Raw genomic sequence first — 15,072 nt, forward strand, 5'->3', positions numbered from 1 at the left:
TTCACATAGTCAAACATTTGTATGGACAGTGCGTGAGCGAGTTGCTTTTCCACTGGAATTCAGTGCCGGTGAGCTTCTCTCCAAGAGAGAATCTCGGAGAATAAGCCTTGCCGACGTGGTGCACCTAGATACTATAAGCCTGAAGTCCTAGTTTTGCGCGCTCACGAACTCTCTTCGCTAAGTCTAGTGGTTCAATCACCTGGATGCTTTCCGAGTATGCCACACAAAAACGTTCCAACCATGCGCCAGTATTTGGCATCGTCACTGCTAGATAGTCATTTTCTGGCTGCTCTTCGATAAGCCACATTGGGTAGTACTCGAGCATCCACGCCAAATTCTTATGAAGTTCCAATGTGACCCACTCGGAGGTGGCTTCAAAATTAAAGGGATCTTCCTCCTTAATCACAGGATGTTGGGGAGCCGGAGCTGAATCTTGTGCCCCGAACGTGATATTTCGCATCCGATCGATGGCATAGATACGTTGCTCACGCTCATCTTCTCTCCCCCATAGATAAGGTTCGCCGTTGATCAGCGCAATACGATCCGGAATCCACGTGCGCCGCGTGACGGAATCACTGTTTAACGAGTGGTAATCAGCACAGATGAGACGGCGTTGTGTTACGGCCGCACGCATAGAGGCTAGAAGCGCACCTTGTTCATCGTGTTCTTGCTCCGCCTGAGTCAGCGGACGGTCATTGTGCGTCGAGCTATCCGACGCCACTAAACCCCTATCCTCGCGTCTCACCTGATACTTCCGTGAGTCCCTCAGTAAAGAGCGCAGAGTGCTCACCACATCATCGATGGCATCATGGTAAGAGGGATCTACGGTGTTCCGTAAAGCCTCGAGGTTGAACAGGAGTACTCCCGCTTCCATGCTCGTAAGCGTTAACGGCCTGTCTAATCCAGCTGTGAATTCCACTGACGCAGTGGTCTTGTTCACATTGATTTCGACTAACGACCCTGGCAAGTAGCCTGGCAGACCGCAGTAAGATAGTTGCTGAAGCTCATGCTTGATCTGGGGTACTGACAGCCCGAGTTGGCTCGAGGCCTGCATGAAAGTCCCGTGTGGATGGGAATGAAACCAAGTGAGAACGTTGAGGCTCTGAGCGAACTGAGCTCCTGCGGCAGGCAGCCGAGATGTGGTGTGCGTCTGAGATGTGTCCTGTGTCATGGTCGCTCAGCTTCCTCTTTTGTCGTCTGAAATGCGGCGACGTTAAATGATTCGCCTGTAGCACAGCGTAGAAGCTGGACTACATCACTGACGATGTCTTCAGGTTCTACTACCACGGCATCGGGCGCATAAGCAGCGGCTGTCTTCACAAGCCAGTCGCGGTCGACAGGGCCAATGGCACCAGAGGCATCGGTGAGCAGGCGCAGCTCCTCGGCACCAGATGATTCGTGAAAGCGGAGAACAGCGTGAACCATAGTTCCCGATGAGTTCAAACCCTGGCGGATGAGTTCGGAACTGGGAAGATCTGGTACAGGGTGGGTGATGAATTGGGCCAAAACCTCAATATCTGAAATGCGTGAGATGCGGAAGGTTCGCTGTGCATTGCGTTGGGTGTCCCATCCAGTGACATAGAGCTTGCCATCCACTGCACCGTACGCCCAGGGCTCTAGTGTTCGACGTGTTGGGAATCCGACGAGAGACTGATAGTAATCAAACGTGATGCACAAGCCATTATCCAATGCTCGAAAGATCGCATCAATTGATTTCTGATCGAGATCAGTGAGATCGGGAACACTCGCGATGACAGAGGAACTGAGACCGCGGCGTATCCCAGCTGCAACCAGCTTGTGGTAGGCACTTTCCGCTGCGGCGGACATCTCTCCCGATTGAGTCCAGCGTGCAGCAGCTACCAACACATCTGCCTGTTTGGGAGTCAGATCCAGTTCCGGAAGAAACGCTGCCTCGTGGTCGAGAAAGTAAAGTTCACCTCCATTTCCCCCGTGGTGCACCTCAATGCATAATCCCAGTTGTGCGAGGGTGTTACGGTCTCGCTGGAGTTGTTTACGCCGGGAAGCTGGCGTCGGTGAATCGTAACCATCGACGTGAGAGATCACCCAATCTGCACTGCGAGGTTGGTTCTCATTGATCAGTGCTATGACTAAATTGAGCAGCCGAGAAGCACCCTTTTCCCAACTCACTTTCGCCGGGAGGTTACGGTTTCGGGGAGGTGATTGTGAGAAGTGCTTCTGTTGGTTCACGGCGCGCAACCTGTTTCCATGAGGGCGATCATGGAGTCCACACGTTCATCGACTTCGGAGAAAGGATCAGCAAGCACGGTCTCCATTCCGTGTTCACCATTGATCTTTAACCGCATCCAATCAACGGTGATGGAGGTGTCTGTCGCGCGTGCCTTTTTCAGGAAATGGCCCCGCAGCGCCGCCCGTGTGGTCGCTGGTGGTTCTGTGATTGCTTGTTCACTCACGCCGGGTTCGATAAGCCGCTGAGCAAAACCACGTTTGACGAGAACGTTGAATAAACTCCGATCGGGGTGAATATCGTGATAGGTCAAATCTACCTGCACCAGGCGGGGATCAGTAGCGTCCAAATTATTGCGGGCAGCGATGCGGTCCATGAGAGTCTTTTTAATAACCCAATCGATCTCAGTGGCTACAGGGGTGAAATCTCCAGTGTCGAAACAATTGAGCGTTCGCTCCCATAACTCCACGACGGGTTCTAGCTGAGAATTTGGCGTACCTCGGAATCCAACCTCATCAGCCGGCGGATCGGGACGCTGGGAAAGCCATTGTTTTGATGCCTCACAAAATGAGCGCTGAATTTCTAGTGGAGTGGCTTCCTGGGCGTTGCGCAGTTTGATGGGCACCGTTGCGGTGAAGTCGCGGGCAATATCGCGGATGGAACGAATTTCGTTTGCCATCTCATAATCGGGCAGATCCCATCCGGCTTCAATGAGTTCGAGCACGAGCAGCGTGCTGCCTACTTTGAGTGCAGTGGTGACTTCAGACATGTTGGAGTCACCTACGATGATGTGTAGTCTCCGGTAGCGAGAAGAATCGGCGTGCGGTTCGTCCCGGGTATTGATAATTGGACGGGAACGTGTGGTGGCGCTAGATACACCTTCCCAAACGTGATCTGCCCGTTGGCTCATCACAAAACCCGGTTCGAAGTTTTCATTAGGGGCGCCTGCGGAAGGCATGGATAACTTACCGGCACCCGCTATTAGTTGACGGGTAATCAGGAAAGGCAAAAGCTGGGCACTTAAAGCTTTAAGAGGGACATCGCGTCCGATGAGGTAATTCTCATGGCAGCCGTAGGAATTGCCAAGTGTATCCGTATTGTTTTTTAGCAGAAAGACATGGCCGCCAATTCCTCGTTGCTCAAGTCGCTGCTCGGCCTCCAGGGCCATTCGGTGCAATGTGAGATCGCCAGCACGGTCATAGGCTATTAGTTGATGAAGGCTATCGCACTCGGCGGTGGCGATTTCCGGATGGGCTCCCACGTCGAGGTAGAGACGAGACGCGTTGTTGGTATAGATATTCGAACTACGGAATTCGCGGGTGATTGGTTCGAATAGCTCGCGGGCGATTTCGTCGGGTCCAAGCCGGCGTGTGGAGTCCAGGATGTTAGTGATGCCGTATTCGGTCTCCAGACCCATAATGCGGCGCACATTGACGTGGGAGGATAGTCCCTTGGTCACGCTTACTGACCACCCTTTTGCACATAAGAGCGGACAAATTCCTCCGCGTTGCTCTCCAGCAATCCGTCGATTTCATCCAGGAGATCGTCGGTACCTGTGACGGACATCTGTTCTTGTCCGCCTCCGGTGTTCAATGGGTCCAGAGGATCACTGTTGTCATCGCCGCGTCCGCCGCCAGCGTGAATGTTCCCGCCCGTCGTCATTGTTTTCTCGCTCCTTGCTGTGTACTGATCCGTGGCTTCTACTCTAGTGGGTTGCGCCATGTCTTTTAGCCGACGCCGCTTATCGCCTCCTCTCGGATTGCTTTCAGCTTGGCGATGAGCTCCTGCAAGGATGGGTGCGAATCGTCGTCGCCGAGGATCTGAGCTCGAGTGAATTCAGTTGGCTCATCCATACGGATGCGCGTAGCTGGAAGGCCATCATGCTCACAATCTACGATGACGCTGTCCCAGTTTGCGGACAAAATATGTTCGGAAAAATGCGTGACTAAGTATCCGCGAAGCCATGCGCGAGTGGTGGTTGGGGCATTAACAGCGGCTGCTTCCACGGTGGCAGAATCCACGAGGGTGCGCATCCGTCCCCGTCTTACTAGTGCGTGATAGAGACTTTTATCTGGATCAATGTCTGAATACTGAATGTCAATCACAGCAAGGCGCGGATCATCCCAGCTGATCCCGCGTCCGCGATAACCATTGATGAGGGACAATTTGGCCGTCCAGTCCAACCGGTCAGCTGTGCTCAACGGATCACTGTCGAGAGCGGCGAGGATGTCCTCCCATTCGGTCAGCACGTTGCGGTCATCATCGCTGAGTATGCCCACTGGCTGCAGAGTATCCACCACACGGCGACGGATTTCGCGCTGGATTTCAATGGCAGATAGATACACGTTGCCGTAGAACCGTAACGGTTGCGAGCAGTCGAGATCGCGGGAAACGGTGCGTACCGCGTCCACAGGCTCTACGAACTTCATATCGGAAAAGTCCGCTCCGTGCTCTACGGCTTTCAGGACCAAGGCGGTGGTGCCGAACTTGAGGTAGTTCGCTAACTCACTCATGTTTGCGTCGCCAATAATGACGTGGAGACGGCGCCAGCTATCCGCCGTGGCGTGGGGTTCGTCACGGGTGTTGATAATGCCCCGGTTAAGTGTGGTCTCTAGAGAAATGACAGTTTCGATGTAGTCGGCTCGCTGAGAGATCTGGAAGCCACTCTCCTGTCCTGTCGTACCCAGTCCCAGACGCCCCGCCCCCGTAAATACCTGGCGAGTCACGAAATGAGGTATGAGCGCTTGCTGCACCGTTTCCACATCGAGCGCGCGTGGATACAAATAATTCTCGTGTGAGCCATAGGAGGCACCTTTGCCGTCGACGTTATTCTTGTAGATTTTCAGCCGCGGTTGGCCATCGACGTTGCCCGAAGCTACCGCAGCCCGGTGCATAATGAGATCTCCGGCCTTATCCCACACCATCGCCTCCCAGGCAGAAGCACTTTCCGGAGAAGAGTATTCGGGGTGGGCATGGTCAACATAAAAACGCGCCCCTGACGAGGTGATGACGTTCGCAGCACCTAACGCATTGGGATCCAACACGGGCGCCGCTCCCGAGCGGTAGCGTCGAAGATCAAATCCACGAATGTCCCTCAAGGGCGACTCATTTTCATAATCCCATCGGGTACGCCGGTTCACCCCCAGACCGCTGGTTTGAGCGTATGCAACCACGGCTTGCGTGGAGGTCAAAATAGGACTGACATCTGGTTGGTCGACAGCCACAATTCCATATTCAGTCTCCGACCCGATGATATGCATAGGGGAAGCAAAGCCTCTCTTCTAGTGAACCGTAATATCTGTGACGCGTTTGGTGGTATGACCGTAGATCCGAGCCCACTCGGCAGGGTTGGTGGTATCTGGGAGGTCTTCATTGTCGCGAACTTCAGCGGCGACAGCATTGTGAATATGCTCTACCGTCAAACCTCCCCTGGTGTTCACATCTCTACCGCGGAGAACATCCTTGATCGCAGCAGTCTTTGCCCGATCGACGATATTGGCCAACATCGCTCCCGACACGAAATCCGACCAATAAAGATCTTTCGTGGAACCGTCCGCGCAGTGCAATGTGACATAGCGTCGGGATTCATCGGTGGAAAAAATGTGCTCCACTATCACGCTACGCAGATGCGCCGCCGCAGCTTCTTGAGACCCGAATTCGGCTACCAGATCCTCATTAAGAGGTAGATCTGCGGTGAGGTGCTTCGACAAGATATCGGCGCTAGCGGAAGCATCGGGGCGTTGCACACGGATCTTCACGTCGAGGCGGCCTGGACGCAGCACAGCCGGATCGATGAGCTCTTCTCGGTTGGAAGCGCCTATCACAATGACGTTTTCCACTGATTCCACCCCATCGAGCTCTGCAAGTAGTTGCGGCACCACGGTCGACTCCATGTCAGAGGACACGCCTGTACCTCGGGTGCGGAAGATCGCCTCCATCTCATCAAAGAAAACTATGACCGGGTTACCAGAGCTGGCGACGCGCCGGGCTTGCTCAAATATCTGACGAATTTGTCGTTCGGTCTCTCCGACAAACTTGTTGAGGAGTTCGGGCCCCTTGATATTGAGGAAGTAGGATTTCATGCGAGGTTTATTTCCCGACGCAGTGCTCTCCGCTTCGTTTCCCATGTGTTGAGCCAGGGAATGAGCCACGGCTTTGGCAATCAGCGTCTTGCCATTGCCTGGCGGTCCGTATAGAAGCACTCCCTTTGGGGGACGTAGCCCGTACTGTAGATAGATTTCAGGGTGCAAAAATGGCAGCTCCACTGCATCCCGGATCTGCTCGATTTGGTGAGAGAGGCCGCCAATGTCCTCGTAGGACACATCCGGTACTTCTTCAAGCACCAAGCTTGTTACCTCAGTGCGCGGTAGAGCCTCAAAAGCCCATCCGGAGCGGCGGTCGACAATGACGGAATCACCGGGGGTAATATCCTTGGCGATTACCGCGTCACGGAGAGAGCCAGCAGCCTTAACTACGCTCTCCTCCCCCATTTTGTCAGCAATGATGACGCGTTCGCCGACGATCTCAACCACCTGAGCGATGTCACCAGAGTCTTCTATGCCGGTGACCTCAACAATCTGGAGTCCTTCGGACAGGCGAACCGTGCATCCCGGTTGCATCGACGCCAGCTCAACTAAAGGAGATACTGGTACGCGCATGCGACGGTTGGCGGTAAAAACTTCTGCCTCCATACCCTTGGGACAGACGGCAAGGAGGGTGCCATATGTGCTGGGAGGTTGTGCCATCGCTTCTAGGCGAGCATTCATCTCCTCCAGCTTGTCTCGGCTGGCCTTGAGCATTGAGACCAACTTGGCATTGCGTGCCCCCAGGGTACGATTTGCCAGTTGTAGTTCGCGCAAGGTTTCAGGCTGAGACTGTGTGTTCTCGCTCATAAACCCTAGCTTACTTATGAGTCATGCATTATCGGCGTGCGCGTCGTTGTGGGCGTGGTGCTACTGTTCCGTCAGCAAGGCGGCGAGCCCAGATGAGGAACGCAGTGTGTGCATTCATCCTGTGTTCGGGTCGAGTGGCAAGACCCTCGACTTTCCACTCGCGCACTAAAGATTCCCACGCTTTAGGCTCAGTGAAGGCTTTTGTTTCGCGGATGCCTTCCATCACCTTCATCAACTGCGGAACAGTAGCCACATACGTCATGAATACGCCACCGGGCAACAGGATGTCTTTGACGGTATCGAGCATCTCCCAAGGCTCCAGCATGTCCAGAAGGACGCGATCAACCTCGCCAATTTCCTCTTTCGTGGCCTCTTTGAGATCACCCAGGCGTAGATCCCAATTGTCCGGATGCCCGCCCATCTGTTCAGAGACGTTTCTTTCCGCGTATTCCAGATGATCCTCGCGGATCTCATAGGAGATGAGTTTGCCTTTCTCCCCTACCGCGCGGAGGAGCCACATGCTCATGGCACCGGAACCGGCTCCGGCTTCAAGTACAGTCGCCCCTGGAAAGATGTCTCCTTCCACCAAGATTTGTGCGGCGTCCTTGGGATAAATAACTGCGGCGCCGCGTGGCATCGACAGGACGTGATCTACTAGCAAATGGCGGAAGCATAGATATTCTCCAGCGCCGGAGGATGTCACGACGGTGCCCTCGTGCTCACCGATGATGTCGTCATGCTTGATTTCGCCTTTATGGGTGAAAAAGCTTGCACCTTCTTGCAATGTAATGGTGAAGTGGCGGCGTTTAGCATCGGTAAGTTGAACACGGTCGCCTGGTGTGAATCGTCCGGAATAAGCCATGGGGAGATAGTAACAGCCAAGCGCTATTGTTATTCCATGCTCGAATTCCGCCCGGGTGAGCGCCTACTTGCCTGCACATTTAGCTTCATTTCAGGTTTTGTCGATTCCATTGGATTTCTGTACCTTGGCGGCGTCTTCTTGTCCTTTATGTCCGGGAATACAACGCGTAGCGCGACGGCCATCGTAGAAGGTAATTGGCCCTTGGCCACTCTGGCCGGCTCCTGCATCGTACTTTTCCTCATTGGCGTGGTGACTGGAGCAGTGATCAATCGGTGGGCTGCGCGCCGATGGGATGTGTTCCGCGCCCGTGAGGCCGTTCTCTTTAGTGTCTCAGCCATTTTCTTGATCACATCCATTCTCACTGTTGTGGGAGTAGATGATGTCGCAATACTCACCTTGTCTGTGGGAATCGGCGCAACGAATTCGATTTTCGAGCGTAAGGGAGAAGTAGCAATTCCACTAACTTATATGACCGGCACCCTCGTGAAGATGGGACAGCGCTTTGCGGACACGTTCTTCGGTGGACGGCATATACAGTGGGTATATCACTTTATTCTTTGGGCTTCGCTGAGCGTAGGAGCCATTGCGGGAGCGGTGACTTATCACAAGTTGGGTCTGCACTCCGTAACGATCATCACGGCAGTGGTTATCCTGGCTACCGTTGTCAACCAAATTCTGCGTGCCAGAAGGCGAAAACGCGGTCTACCCCTTTAGGTAACTGTGGCTTATGGCGAAAGCAGTCCACGGACTGATTACCTTGACCGATGCTTTTTTGCCAATGTTCATCATCGTTCTAGCGCCCTCGTGACGAAAGGTTTAACATTCGGACTGTGTTAACTCCAGAACAGACCGAACGTTTACGCTCCGATCTTCTAGAGCTGGCCAGGAGTTTTTCCGGCTCAGTGTCTATCGACCATGACGTGATGGAGGCCGCCTCTTCCGATATGGCTCTCAATGCGGACTACGGCCAAGCATTGGCTTTGGTTCGAGCGAAGTCTGTCGATGACGTCGTCGCCACCATGCGATTTGCCTATGACCATGCTCTTCCCGTGGTGCCGCAGGGAGCCATGACCGGTATCAACGGAGGCGCGAACGCGATAGATGGATGTATCCTCCTGTCTGTTCGCGCGATGGATCGCGTGCTAGATATCGACGCCACTAACCACACCGTCACGGTAGAACCGGGAATTATCAATGCTGATTTGAAAAAGACTCTGGCTGAACAAAATCTGGCCTATCCACCCGACCCGGGATCGATGGCTATTAGTTCTATTGGAGGAAATATCGCTACCAACGCCGGAGGACTGTGCTGTGTCAAATATGGCGTGACACGCGACTATGTGCGTGAGATCAAGGTGGTACTGCCAGATGGAACACTCACAAGGCTGGGACGCAAAACTGCTAAAGGCGTGGCCGGACTGGATCTCTGCTCATTGTTCGTAGGCTCTGAGGGCACGCTCGGCGTGATTGTGGAAGCTACCCTTGAAGTCATCGCTCTGCCACCTGAGCCGCTGACTGCAGTGGCTACATTCCCCACAGAGCACGAAGCGGCAGCAACTGTGAGTGCTTATATGGCAACCGGTTTACGTCCAAGTCTTCTGGAATTTCTCGATGGCATCACTATAAACTTGCTCAATAACTTCGGCGACTTCGGCTTGGATGACTCCGTGGGCGCGATGCTGATCATGCAGTCGGATGCACCAACAGCAGCTTCTGACGTTGAGAGATTTACCGAGATCGCCGAAGAAAACGGTGCCTTGGACGTGGCCTTTTCCGATAACACGGCCGATAATGAAGCGCTGATTGCTACCCGCCGATGCGTGCAACCCGCCAACGAGCTTTATGCTCGCAGTCATGGAGGTGGGCAGCTCATTGAAGATATTTGCATTCCTCGCTCCGCCATGCCGGAATTCTTTGATGGCTTAGCCGAGATCCGGAAGGAAACTCACACCACCATTGCGGTCGTTGCTCATGCCGGCGATGGCAACACCCATCCCTCAATTTTTTACGATGCCAAGGATCCACAGTCCCGCGCGCACGCTGAGGAAGCATTTGAACAGATCTTGGATTTGGGTCTGCGTTTGGGTGGAACTATCACCGGTGAACACGGCATAGGAAGCGTGAAAGCGCGGTGGCTAACGAAAGAACTGGACGAAGGTTCACGCAGGCTTCATCGAGAAATTAAGAATGCGGTGGATCCTCTGGGCATTGCTAATCCAGGCAAGATGCTGGGGGCGCTTTAAACTAGACTCCTAAGAACCTACAACTGGGCTCGCACGCACCCTCAGCTGGGGGTCACTATCCGCTGACAGACGGGGATGCCATCATCCCCTTTGAGGGTCCGCTCCAGAGAATTCGAGAAACAGAAAGGCTGGCAAAACACCCTGTGCCACCTACCGAAAAGAAGAAGCTAAAGCTCGCGCTGTCCCCTTCGCGGGCAGGTGACTACAAACAATGCCCGCTACTGTACCGTTTCCGAGCCATCGACAGGTTACCAGAACCTAAGACAACCGCCCAGGTCAAGGGAACGTTGGTGCACGCCGTCCTGGAGAACCTGCATAAGCTTCCCCGTGAGGAGCGCACCTACCCGGCTGCTGTGAAGATGCTGAAGCCTGAGTGGGCGAAAATGACAGCTTCTGATGAGGAACTACAGCAACTTGTACCGGGCGATGACCTCATGGACTTCTTGGTTGACGCCCGCGGCTTGATCAAGGGCTATTTCATGATGGAAAACCCCGGTGGATTCGATGCCCATAAGTGCGAAATGTTCGTGGACACCGTATTGCCCAACGGCGTTCCGGTTCGAGGATTTATTGACCGCGTCGATATAGCACCGACTGGTCAGGTGCGCGTGGTGGATTACAAGACCGGAAAGAAACCCATCCCTCGCTTCTCTGAGCAGGCGCGTTTCCAAATGCTGTTTTATGCGTTGGTATGGTGGCGAATCTACGATGAGATCCCGGCTCAGCTGCGCTTGATGTATCTCAAGGTTTCAGACGATATGACCCTGTCCCCCGGTCCTACGGAGCTCAATTACTTTGAACGGGATCTAGGTGAATTGTGGGGGCGCATCACCCACGATGTGATGACCGGAGAATTCACCCCCACGACATCAAAGTTATGTGGCTGGTGTGCCCATCAAAAACTCTGCCCAGCTTTTGGAGGGACTCCTCCGGAGTACCCTCGGGATGCTATGGAACTTTTGGACACGGGGGCGAAAAATCCTAGTGAGAGGGTGAACGGATCCGCGTAGCGAGCGTGAGTAGATCCGAATAACGAGTTCAAAAGGGATTCTCACCATCTCTACTGAAAGGGATTCTCACCATCTCTACTGATGAGTGGCGGGAACTCCGTAGCGTTGGGGGCTGGTCTACTCATAAGTCGCTGGCGGCTGGACTACTCATGAGGACTACTTATAAAGGGTGCCCTGGAATGAAGGATTAAGCAGATTGTCTGCGGATAGAACCTTGTCTACCGTCTCTTCGTCCAAAAGCCCCTTTTCCACGACCAACTCGCGGACGGACTTGCCAGTGGCTGCTGCTTCCTTGCCGATGAGATCACCGTTGTGGTGGCCGATCAGCGGGTTGAGGTAGGTCACGATGCCAATGGAGTGATCTACATAGGAACGGCATACATCAGGATTAGCAGTGATATCGACGACGCAGAGAGTCCGCAGCGTCTGGCAAGCTCGTGCGAGGTAGCGCACCGATTCGAAAACGCACTGTGCGATGACCGGCTCCATCACATTTAATTGGAGTTGTCCGGCTTCCGCCGCCATGGCAACTGTGACGTCGTTGCCGAAGACTTTAAAGCAGATTTGGTTGACGACCTCGGGGATTACCGGGTTGACTTTCGCCGGCATGATCGACGAGCCGGCCTGGCGTGGTGGCAGGTTAATTTCATTGAGGCCTGCCCGCGGACCCGAGGACAGCAGACGCAGATCATTGCAGATTTTCGACAACTTCATAGCTACGCGTTTTACGGCGCCATGGGCATTGACATAGGCTCCACAGTCGCTGGTAGCTTCGATGAGGTCTCCGGAGCTAGTGATCTCTAGCCCGGAAACTTCACAGAGAGCGTGAATGACCGCGTCGTGATATCCCGGCGGAGTATTGACACCAGTACCGATCGCGGTGCCGCCCATATTTACCTCACGCAAGTGCTCCTGGGCACGTTCCAGCTGCAGGCGCTCTTCGGAAAGGTTGTGTGCGAAAGCCGTAAATTCTTGTCCCAACGACATGGGAACTGCGTCTTGCAACTGAGTACGTCCCATGGTGAGAACTGTTGAGAATTCTTCACCCTTGGCCTGGAATGCGCGTTCCAGGGCTCCGAGGTGCTTGATCAGTTCATCGATAGCGAAATGTAGGCCGAGACGGAATCCCGTGGGATAAGCGTCGTTGGTGGACTGTGACATATTCACGTCATCATTTGGGTTAATAACGGAGTATTCGCCTTTATCATGGCCTAGAAATTCAAGAGCAAGGTTAGCGATAACCTCATTTGTATTCATGTTGGTGGAGGTTCCAGCACCGCCCTGGAAAACATCCAGTGGGAATTGATCCATAGCTCGATGTTCGTTGAGCATCTGGTCACAGGCCCACATGATCGCTTCAGCTTTATGCTGCGGCAGGGCACCGACTTCATAATTCGCCAAAGCAGCGGCTTTCTTGACCATCACCATCCCGCGGATAAATTCCGGGATCATGTTGATTGTGGTGCGCGAAATTTGGAAATTATCTACGGCGCGCAGTGTGTGCACCCCGTAATAGGCGGATTCGGGGACTTCTAGTACGCCTAGGAGATCCTCCTCGTGGCGGAAGGCCTGTGACTCGCGGGCGCGAATGGAGTGCTTTTCTGCTGAGGTGATGATGTCCGTTGATGTTTGGACATAGCCGGTCTTCGCAGCGTCAGAAGAGGGTGAGGGTTTTGGAGTGCCGACCATTTGTGGTGGTCCTTCCTTCGTTGTGGTGGGTGAATGTTTTTCACCCTGCCCCACACTGTGGCGCAGGTTACACACACCATAACTGAGGAGGTCTATTCAAGTAGTCCGGCAGACCCGAAAAGGGGGCACGATGCAGAGATAACCTAGCGGCGGACACTGACGGTTACGCTGCAGCGCGTGTCGTCCGGCGAATTAGATGCGGGCGATGCGGATATCAGTGGCGAGGATCGCTTCTGCTCCGCGTGCTGATAGCTTATCCATGAGGTCATTGGCCTGATTGCGTGGCACCATCGCGCGTACAGCAACCCAGTTGTCATTGGCAAGCGGCGAGACCGTTGGAGCCGATAGTCCCGGGGTGATGTCCGCACACTCATCCAAGTTCGCTCGAGCTACGTTGTAATCCAGCATCACGTAGTTGCGAGCATGAAGGATGCCCTCGATACGTTTGATGAGCACTTGCTGCTCAGGGGTGACTTCCTCACCGACACGACCTACGATCACAGCTTCTGACGTGATTAGTGGTTCCCCGAATGGCTCGAGCCCCTGTTTACGCAGGGTACGCCCTGTGGAAACGACATCGGCGATGGCATCAGCGACGCCGAGGCGAATGGAAATTTCTACAGCTCCGTCTAAGCGAATGACCTCAGCATTGAGACCGCGTTTCTTGAGATCCTTACGTACGAGATTCGGGTAGCTAGTGGCAATACGCTTCCCATCGAGCTTTTCGGTGCTCCACTCCTCACTGTGCGGTGCAGCATAGCGGAATGTGGAGGCGCCGAAACCCAGCCCCAGAAGTTCCTTGACCTCTTCGCGCGTGTCCGCAGCCAAGTCCCGGCCGGTGATTCCTAGATCCAGATGACCCGAGGCGATGTAGATGGCGATGTCTTTGGGGCGGAGAAAATAGAACTCCACACCGTTGGCTTTATCTTCGATGGTCAGGGACTTTGAGTCGCCGCGAGTTGCATAACCGGCCTCCTTAAGGATTTCGGTAGCAGTTTCGGACAACGAGCCCTTGTTAGGGACAGCAACGCGCAACATGGTAAAAGGTCCTTTATTGGATGAGGAAAAGGCGGATGGATGGAAACAACGAGGTCAACAGAACAAACCTCAGAGATGTCGGTAGATATCCTCTGGGGTAAGACCACGGCCGACCATCACTACCTGCAGCCAGTAGATGAGCTGGGAGATCTCTTCGGCTAGCTCGTCATCGGATTGGTATTCAGCAGCTAACCACACTTCGCCGGCTTCTTCGACAATCTTTTTCCCTTGAAAATGCACGCCGTTGTCAAGAGCGCGGACAGTTCCGGAACCCTCGGGGCGGTCGGCTGCCTTCTTTTGCAATTCGGCGAATAGGGAGTCGAAATTCTTGGATTCACTCACGCCGTCTATAGTGCCACGTCCGGTGGGTGTTTTCCCACTCTGCCCCAGCTGTTCGTATATGAGTTCCAGGTCTGCCACGGTGAAGTTTGTGAGGTCAGTGTGTTGGGGATACAGATCGCTTAGCGTGGTGACGCTTTCAGGAACTACTGTGTTCTCCTCCACAGGGACGCCAAGGACTCGGCATCCAGCGGCGTGTGCCGCACGCATGCCGTTACCTGAATCTTCAATCACGAGGCACTCATCGGGAGAAAAACCCAAGCGACGAGATGCCTCCAGGTAGATCTCCGGAGACGGTTTTCCCGCGCATACTTCGTCGCCGCAGAGTGTAAAAGCGAAAGCGTTTTTCCCTATCACCTTCTCCATGGACGTCAAAGCCACGTCAGTTAGATACCTCGTCGTATTAGTAACCAGTGCCATCGGAATTCCGGCTGCCTGGGCTTCCGCCAACAATTGTGGTACTTGGGGGCGAAAGCTGATGCCTGCGCTGAGAAGTTCACACATGGTCTCTCTCATCCAGAGTGTCCACGTGGCAATCATGGCGTCGTCAATAGGCAATCCGGCGAAACGGGCGCAGATACGAATAGTTCCGGGCATCGTGCCACCGATAGTTTCAGCTCTCACCTCTGGGGTGAGCTCTCGCCCCATGGCTCGAGCCATGCCGTACGTTGCTTGTCCCCAGAGATGCTCGGTATTGACGAGCGTACCGTCCATGTCCCAAAGAATTGCTTTCATGATGGGGTTAACCATAAGCCAGGAACGGCTCCTTTGCAGGACATAAATCGCTACAGTA

13 protein-coding genes and 1 pseudogene are annotated in these 15,072 nt (G+C 54.1%); 3 read left to right on the plus strand and 11 right to left on the minus strand.

Annotation, left to right across the window (positions count from 1 at the left end):
* Positions 1–124: 124 nt before the first annotated feature.
* The 7 genes from GP473_RS04255 to GP473_RS04285 all read right to left on the minus strand — a co-directional run bounded on the left by GP473_RS04255 (position 125) and on the right by GP473_RS04285 (position 7,960).
* The gene (locus tag GP473_RS04255) at positions 125–1,171 is read right to left on the minus strand and encodes a helix-turn-helix transcriptional regulator (protein ID WP_186277192.1); all 1,047 of its coding nucleotides are present in this window, start codon (positions 1,169–1,171) and stop codon (positions 125–127) included.
* Positions 1,168–2,208 (minus strand): helix-turn-helix transcriptional regulator, encoded by a 1,041-nt coding sequence (locus tag GP473_RS04260; protein WP_186277193.1) that lies wholly within the window; start codon positions 2,206–2,208, stop codon positions 1,168–1,170. Before GP473_RS04260 ends, GP473_RS04255 begins: the two co-directional genes overlap by 4 nt.
* Entirely contained in the window at positions 2,205–3,623 is a 1,419-nt protein-coding gene (gene pafA, locus GP473_RS04265; RefSeq protein WP_186277269.1) for a Pup--protein ligase, read from the minus strand. Before pafA ends, GP473_RS04260 begins: the two co-directional genes overlap by 4 nt.
* A 44-nt stretch (positions 3,624–3,667) precedes the next feature.
* Positions 3,668–3,868 (minus strand): ubiquitin-like protein Pup, encoded by a 201-nt coding sequence (locus GP473_RS04270; protein WP_185769735.1) that lies wholly within the window; start codon positions 3,866–3,868, stop codon positions 3,668–3,670.
* A 65-nt stretch (positions 3,869–3,933) separates the two neighbouring features.
* Entirely contained in the window at positions 3,934–5,466 is a 1,533-nt protein-coding gene (gene dop, locus GP473_RS04275) for a depupylase/deamidase Dop (protein ID WP_186277194.1), read from the minus strand.
* Between the two features lie 21 nt (positions 5,467–5,487).
* Positions 5,488–7,098: a proteasome ATPase gene (gene arc, locus GP473_RS04280; protein ID WP_185769737.1), complete on the minus strand. Its 1,611-nt coding sequence runs from the start codon at positions 7,096–7,098 to the stop codon at positions 5,488–5,490.
* A 28-nt stretch (positions 7,099–7,126) separates the two neighbouring features.
* Positions 7,127–7,960: a tRNA (adenine-N1)-methyltransferase gene (locus GP473_RS04285; protein ID WP_185769738.1), complete on the minus strand. Its 834-nt coding sequence runs from the start codon at positions 7,958–7,960 to the stop codon at positions 7,127–7,129.
* A 36-nt stretch (positions 7,961–7,996) separates the two neighbouring features.
* On the opposite strand from GP473_RS04285, the gene GP473_RS04290 reads away from it, so the two are divergent.
* The 3 genes from GP473_RS04290 (at position 7,997) to GP473_RS04300 (ending at position 11,213) form a co-directional block, all read left to right on the plus strand.
* A complete protein-coding gene (locus tag GP473_RS04290) occupies positions 7,997–8,674 on the plus strand; it encodes a YoaK family protein (RefSeq protein WP_185769739.1) in 678 nt (225 codons plus the stop codon).
* A gap of 116 nt (positions 8,675–8,790) precedes the next feature.
* Entirely contained in the window at positions 8,791–10,203 is a 1,413-nt protein-coding gene (locus tag GP473_RS04295) for an FAD-binding oxidoreductase (protein ID WP_425488593.1), read from the plus strand.
* Positions 10,204–10,346: 143 nt separating this feature from the next.
* Positions 10,347–11,213, plus strand: coding sequence for a RecB family exonuclease (locus GP473_RS04300; RefSeq protein WP_185769740.1), 867 nt, complete (start codon positions 10,347–10,349; stop codon positions 11,211–11,213).
* 156 nt (positions 11,214–11,369) lie between these two features.
* Here the strand turns inward: GP473_RS04300 and aspA are convergent, their stop codons facing one another.
* The 4 genes and pseudogenes from aspA to GP473_RS09610 all read right to left on the minus strand — a co-directional run.
* Positions 11,370–12,902 (minus strand): aspartate ammonia-lyase, encoded by a 1,533-nt coding sequence (gene aspA, locus GP473_RS04305; RefSeq protein WP_185769741.1) that lies wholly within the window; start codon positions 12,900–12,902, stop codon positions 11,370–11,372.
* A 192-nt stretch (positions 12,903–13,094) separates the two neighbouring features.
* The gene (hisG, locus tag GP473_RS04310; RefSeq protein ID WP_186277195.1) at positions 13,095–13,940 is read right to left on the minus strand and encodes an ATP phosphoribosyltransferase; all 846 of its coding nucleotides are present in this window, start codon (positions 13,938–13,940) and stop codon (positions 13,095–13,097) included.
* 69 nt (positions 13,941–14,009) lie between these two features.
* The gene (locus GP473_RS09605; RefSeq protein ID WP_185770663.1) at positions 14,010–14,282 is read right to left on the minus strand and encodes a phosphoribosyl-ATP diphosphatase; all 273 of its coding nucleotides are present in this window, start codon (positions 14,280–14,282) and stop codon (positions 14,010–14,012) included.
* A 174-nt stretch (positions 14,283–14,456) separates the two neighbouring features.
* A pseudogene (locus GP473_RS09610) lies at positions 14,457–15,029 on the minus strand (HAD family hydrolase); the annotation flags it as partial.
* Between the last annotated feature and the right edge of the window lie 43 nt (positions 15,030–15,072).

It is taken from the genome of Corynebacterium anserum (assembly GCF_014262665.1).
In the GTDB taxonomy this organism is placed as follows: Bacteria; Actinomycetota; Actinomycetes; order Mycobacteriales; family Mycobacteriaceae; genus Corynebacterium; species Corynebacterium anserum.

Bases quoted from the DNA above. Each gene is read 5' to 3' on its own strand.
- GP473_RS04255 (WP_186277192.1), bottom strand. From the start codon at position 1,171: ATGACACAGGACACATCTCAGACGCACACCACATCTCGGCTGCCTGCC.
- pafA (WP_186277269.1), bottom strand. From the start codon at position 3,623: ATGGGTCTGGAGACCGAATACGGCATCACTAACATCCTGGACTCCACA.
- GP473_RS04270 (WP_185769735.1), bottom strand. From the start codon at position 3,868: ATGACGACGGGCGGGAACATTCACGCTGGCGGCGGACGCGGCGATGAC.
- dop (WP_186277194.1), bottom strand. From the start codon at position 5,466: ATGCATATCATCGGGTCGGAGACTGAATATGGAATTGTGGCTGTCGAC.
- arc (WP_185769737.1), bottom strand. From the start codon at position 7,098: ATGAGCGAGAACACACAGTCTCAGCCTGAAACCTTGCGCGAACTACAA.
- GP473_RS04285 (WP_185769738.1), bottom strand. From the start codon at position 7,960: ATGGCTTATTCCGGACGATTCACACCAGGCGACCGTGTTCAACTTACC.
- GP473_RS04290 (WP_185769739.1), top strand. From the start codon at position 7,997: ATGCTCGAATTCCGCCCGGGTGAGCGCCTACTTGCCTGCACATTTAGC.
- aspA (WP_185769741.1), bottom strand. From the start codon at position 12,902: ATGGTCGGCACTCCAAAACCCTCACCCTCTTCTGACGCTGCGAAGACC.
- hisG (WP_186277195.1), bottom strand. From the start codon at position 13,940: ATGTTGCGCGTTGCTGTCCCTAACAAGGGCTCGTTGTCCGAAACTGCT.